At 57.5% G+C, this 4,431-nt stretch carries 11 protein-coding genes; 10 read left to right on the top strand and 1 reads right to left on the bottom strand.

Features of this window, described 5'->3' with window-relative positions; translation table 11 throughout:
- The 3 genes from PHF39_RS13785 to PHF39_RS13775 form a co-directional block, all read left to right on the top strand.
- Nucleotides 1-268 (top strand): DnaJ C-terminal domain-containing protein (locus PHF39_RS13785; RefSeq protein ID WP_300225145.1); only part of this gene is annotated, 268 nt, incomplete at its 5' end.
- A gap of 100 nt (nucleotides 269-368) precedes the next feature.
- A complete protein-coding gene (locus PHF39_RS13780; protein WP_300225142.1) occupies nucleotides 369-1,112 on the top strand; it encodes an SRPBCC domain-containing protein in 744 nt (247 codons plus the stop codon).
- 21 nt (nucleotides 1,113-1,133) lie between these two features.
- Nucleotides 1,134-1,508 (top strand): DUF488 family protein, encoded by a 375-nt coding sequence (locus tag PHF39_RS13775; protein ID WP_300225140.1) that lies wholly within the window; start codon nucleotides 1,134-1,136, stop codon nucleotides 1,506-1,508.
- An 18-nt stretch (nucleotides 1,509-1,526) separates the two neighbouring features.
- Here PHF39_RS13775 and PHF39_RS13770 read toward each other — a convergent pair whose 3' ends face one another.
- Entirely contained in the window at nucleotides 1,527-1,937 is a 411-nt protein-coding gene (locus PHF39_RS13770; protein ID WP_300225138.1) for a hypothetical protein, read from the bottom strand.
- A gap of 127 nt (nucleotides 1,938-2,064) precedes the next feature.
- On the opposite strand from PHF39_RS13770, the gene PHF39_RS13765 reads away from it, so the two are divergent.
- The 7 genes from PHF39_RS13765 to PHF39_RS13735 all read left to right on the top strand — a co-directional run bounded on the left by PHF39_RS13765 (nucleotide 2,065) and on the right by PHF39_RS13735 (nucleotide 4,374).
- The gene (locus tag PHF39_RS13765; RefSeq protein WP_300225136.1) at nucleotides 2,065-2,286 is read left to right on the top strand and encodes a hypothetical protein; all 222 of its coding nucleotides are present in this window, start codon (nucleotides 2,065-2,067) and stop codon (nucleotides 2,284-2,286) included.
- Nucleotides 2,255-2,737, top strand: coding sequence for an Hsp20/alpha crystallin family protein (locus PHF39_RS13760; protein ID WP_300225133.1), 483 nt, complete (start codon nucleotides 2,255-2,257; stop codon nucleotides 2,735-2,737). Before PHF39_RS13765 ends, PHF39_RS13760 begins: the two co-directional genes overlap by 32 nt.
- Nucleotides 2,738-2,874: 137 nt before the next feature.
- Nucleotides 2,875-3,192, top strand: a complete 318-nt coding sequence (locus PHF39_RS13755) for a DUF2769 domain-containing protein (protein ID WP_300225130.1) — start codon at nucleotides 2,875-2,877, stop codon at nucleotides 3,190-3,192.
- A gap of 41 nt (nucleotides 3,193-3,233) precedes the next feature.
- A complete protein-coding gene (locus tag PHF39_RS13750) occupies nucleotides 3,234-3,488 on the top strand; it encodes an ATP cone domain-containing protein (protein ID WP_300225127.1) in 255 nt (84 codons plus the stop codon).
- Between the two features lie 26 nt (nucleotides 3,489-3,514).
- Nucleotides 3,515-3,727 carry a hypothetical protein gene (locus PHF39_RS13745; RefSeq protein ID WP_300225125.1) on the top strand — a complete coding sequence of 71 codons (213 nt, stop codon included), beginning with the start codon at nucleotides 3,515-3,517 and terminating at the stop codon, nucleotides 3,725-3,727.
- 126 nt (nucleotides 3,728-3,853) lie between these two features.
- Nucleotides 3,854-4,030, top strand: a complete 177-nt coding sequence (locus PHF39_RS13740; protein WP_300225123.1) for a rubredoxin — start codon at nucleotides 3,854-3,856, stop codon at nucleotides 4,028-4,030.
- Nucleotides 4,027-4,374, top strand: a complete 348-nt coding sequence (locus PHF39_RS13735) for a DUF488 domain-containing protein (RefSeq protein ID WP_300225121.1) — start codon at nucleotides 4,027-4,029, stop codon at nucleotides 4,372-4,374. The genes PHF39_RS13740 and PHF39_RS13735 overlap by 4 nt, the downstream gene beginning before the upstream one ends.
- Nucleotides 4,375-4,431 lie beyond the last annotated feature (57 nt).

The raw sequence follows: 4,431 nt of genomic DNA, 5'->3' as shown, positions 1-4,431 counted from the left end.
GGGATCAGACCTCTCCACGAATGCCATTGTCGGCCTTGCAACTGCCTTGTTCGGGGGAGAGATCACGATCCCGACACTCACCGGCAGTGCCCTCTTAACGATCCCCCGCGGCACCCAGAGCCCGACTCTCTTCCGGCTCCGGGGGCAGGGGATGCCCTTCCTGAACTCCGATACCCGGGGCGATCTTTTGGTTAAAGTAACGGTGCGGATCCCCACAGGCCTGACAAAAAAGCAGGAAAACCTGATGAAAGAAGCGCTGGTGGGGTGACGACCCTGGCAACCGCAGTGGTGACGTAACGATAAACGATCGCCGCCTGCTCTTTAAAAACTCCCAAAAAAGGCAGGCGGGAACCGGATGGAGACATATCATGGAGCAGATTACCAGAAGCAAAAAGTACCAGAACGGGATCCAGGTCTTCTGGACCGAAGAAGGAAACGAGAAGAATGATTTTTTCTCGTATGATGCGCTTGTTGAACAGAGGATCAATGCGCTGGATTTACTGAACAATCCCCGGCTCTATCTCATGAACGCCCCGGGCCACCGGATCGAGTTCGCGGCACCGGGATGCAGTTTCCCCTCGAAGACCTGTGAGGACGAGATCCTCATTACCCGCTTCTTCGATGCCCCGCGGGAATTTGTCTGGCGGGCCTGGACGGAGCCCGAGCTCGTCAGGATGTGGTGGGGGCCAAAGGACTACACATGCCCTTCGTGCACAATCGATCTCCGGATCGGGGGATCGTACCTCTATTGTATGAGATCCCCCGAGGGCAGAGATATCTGGAGCACCGGGGTATTCAGGGAGATTGTCCTTTCGGAACGGCTCGTCTGCACGGACAATTTCGCCGATGAGAAAGGCAACGTGGTGCCGGCAACCTCCAACGGTATGAGCCCGGATATCCCTCTTGAGATGATTGTGACAGTTACTTTCGAGGATCAGTCCGGCAGGACACGGCTTACCCTGCGGCACGCTGGTCTTCCTGCCGGTGAGATGAATGACCTGACACGGGCCGGGTGGAACGAATCCCTTGACAAGCTTGCCGGCATTGTTGCACGCAACGTTTTCCGGGGAAAGCGGACCGTGCGCGTGGTGGGCAATGGAGAGAAAGCCTGAGAGACCGGTGAGGAGACGGATATGATCAGGGCAAAACACATCCTTGACCCGGTATCGGCCGATGACGGTCTCCGGGTCCTCATCGAGCCGGCCTGGCCCAGGGGCGTTGGCCGGTCGCGGGGCCCCTTCCCCCTGTGGCTCAAGGACCTTGCCCCGAGCCAGAGTCTCCTGGCACGGCTGCGGGACGATACCCTGAGCTGGGGCGACTTTGTCCTCCTGTACTCGGTTGAGCTGGAGAAAAACCGCGACTATTTCTCCGGCCTGCAGGACCACAACCACCATGACGGGCTCACGCTGCTGCACGCATCGCCCGACAATAACCACAATGCGGCCACAGCCCTGAAGATGATCCTTGACGACGAGGACCGGATGGCACAGGATCCCCGGGTTGTATGAAACCCGGGCCCTGCTCTCTTACTCCTCTGACACCGGAACCTGCTTTATTTTCAGCACGACGAGTGCCGGGTCAATTTTCTCGGCAGGATATCCCATCCTGATAAGCGATGAGCGGATCTCGTTCACGGGCAGGTCACACGAGAGCCCGCGGGAAAAATCGGCAAGAAGCCGGGAGAACAGGAAGAGGAACCGCTCGGGGAGATGGTGGTGCAGGTGCTCCAGGAACCGGGTGAACGCATATCTCCACACCGCACTCCCGTAAAGAGCAGAATTGTCCCGGCCCAGCTCAAGGAATTTCCTCCACTCGTCGCATAACTCATGGTCCAGCAGGAACGTGATGAACGCTGAAGACGACAGGTAGCTCTCAAAAGACCGTGCCCACAGAAGGGATACCAGATCCCCGATTGCGTTTCCCGACCCCTGGTTCATGACCTTTTGGCTCCGTGCTCGTTTCCTGCTGGTGCATGGGAGCCCCTGAAATTACCATGTTGCGGATGGTTTCAGGAAATGCCTCAAAATCTGTGGCACCGGCATAGTTTGATGTTTTTCCGCAAAGATGAGTGCACAGACAGGGGGCAGCCGTGCATGGACACGGAGGGAGAATGGTTGCGCCTTGTCGAACAACCGGCCCGTTCCGGCAGGTACGGGCCAGAGAATCCTGCACGGCAGTGACCCTCCCCGGTATCCCATCGCGATCAGAATCTCCGGGAACCGGGTCACTGCCTGCGGGACCAGGGAGGCTTACTATGGTACGATGGTATTACCGTTCACTGTTTGATGAACTTGAAGAGATGCGGAAGTACATGGATGCGCTCACGCAACAGATGTACGACACAACACCCGTTGCACTGCTGCCGGGATCTACAAATTCCGGGACCCGGATGCTCCCGGCGCTGCGGTCCGCCGACCTTCGCGTGGACGTGACGGAGAATGACAAGGAAGTCGTGGTTACGGCGGACATGATCCCGGGTGTGACCAAGAAGGAGATCACGATCGGCCTGGTCAACCCGCAGGCGCTTGAGATCGCCTGGGAGCGAAAGGACGAGAAGAAGGAGGAGAAAGAAGGGTTCTACATGCGCGAGCGCTCATTCGGCTCGATGACGCGGGTGGTCCCGCTCCCGAAACCGGTGACCGAGGATGGAGCAACGTCCACGTTCAGGAATGGCGTGCTCGAAGTTCACCTCAAAAAAACGGCGAAAGCCGGACGGGGGAAGATTGCCATCGAGTGATGGTCCCGGCAGGATCTCAGGGCCGGGCTGGTGCCACATGGGCGTTTTTGAGGGAAGGTGCAGGGCAGGAAAGGGAGCGTTCCGGGGCGGCGGATGTCTCCCGCTTACCGGGCAACAGAGTTCCGGGAGGTGAACCTGTGGACAAATTCGAAGAGACCATTCTTTCGATGTGGGGCATGACCCGGGAGGAGAGGGAAGAGTCCGATGAGAAATTTGCAGCCCTGTGCACGTGCCCCTCCTGCCCCACCTATACCTCCTGCGCAAAAAATGCCCGGGAACTGCTGTTCTGCCTGACGGGGAAGAGCTTCCTGTGCATCCAGGAGGAAAAGGGCTGTATCTGCCCGTCCTGCCCGGTCACTATGGAGTTCGGGTTCCGGTACACGCTCTTCTGCCGGCGGGGAAACGAGAAGACGCAGCGTTATGAGCACGGGCTCTGGGGAACGAAGATGATCTGAATGGATGCACAACTGAATGCATCCGGGAGAAGTGGTCAGCCATGGTTCAGGTAACGAAGAGAGATGGCAGGAAGGAACCGTTCGTGCCGGAGAAGATCGTGGTCAGCATGGTCAAGACCGGCGCGCCGGCCGGGTATGCCCGGGAGACCGCGCAGGATATTGAGAAGGGTGTCATCGACACTATCACGACAAAGGATCTCCGGGAAAAAGTCCTCGGCAGTCTCAGGGCAAAAAATCCTGACTGGGAACGCAACTGGCTCGTGTACGACGGGGCGGTCAAGAAGAGGACAGGATGAGAGCGGGCAAAAGGGAGGTGATATGAATGCCCTACAGGTGGAAAAAGAAGATCGATGTGGATGAGACCGTGGTCGTTGTCATGAATGTGCTTGACAAGAGCCCGGAGCTGCCGAACTGGCTGATCGCCACCATACTCGGTTCGATTGCAGATTCAGATGCGAAGCTCGGCAAATACTTCTTTGAAGAGATCAAGAAGCACGCCCCAAAAGCGCTGCGGTACTTTGAGTCGCGGGAGTGAGCCGGCTCCAAAGGGGCTCTTCAAAATTTCCGGTAGCGTTGTCCTAAATATTGAATAACAGGAGTATTCCTGAGTAGCAGGCTTCCTGAATTGACCTGCTGATAACAACTGCATAGGAGTAAATGCATGGGTGATATCCTGGAAATGTACGTATGCCTTGTCTGCGGCTATATCTATGATCCGGAAAAAGGGGATGAAAAGGGCGGCATTCCCCCCGGCGTCCCGTTCGAGAAGCTGCCGGCAGACTGGGTCTGCCCCGAATGCGGGGCGGGGAAGGACCAGTTCGAGGTTGTGCAGGGATGATCCAGGTAAAACGTGTGTATGATCCCCCCACGCCAGAGGACGGGCTCAGGGTACTTGTCGAACGCCTGTGGCCCCGGGGAGTGACCCGGGAGATGGCCCGCCTGGACCTCTGGATGAAGGAGATCGCGCCCAGCACCGAGCTCAGAAAATGGTTTTCCCACGACCCGGCGAAATGGGAAGGATTCGCGGAGAGATACACAAAAGAACTCGCGGAAAAACCGGACCTGGTCAGTTCTCTTGCGCAAAAAAGCCGCACAACCCCCGTCACGCTCCTCTTCTCCGCGCACGATGTCCGGCACAACAGCGCCATTGTCTTAAAAAGGGTCCTGGAACAACAGGGGTAGATGGCAGTTATCCCCCCTCCGTTTCATTGCCATCCATACCTGCCCGTGATGGCCGAT

The organism is Methanoregula sp. (assembly GCF_028712425.1).
GTDB lineage: Archaea > Halobacteriota > Methanomicrobia > Methanomicrobiales > Methanospirillaceae > Methanoregula.
The sequence above is the reverse complement of the archived record's forward strand: the minus strand, read 5'-3'. Positions and strand labels throughout refer to the sequence as shown.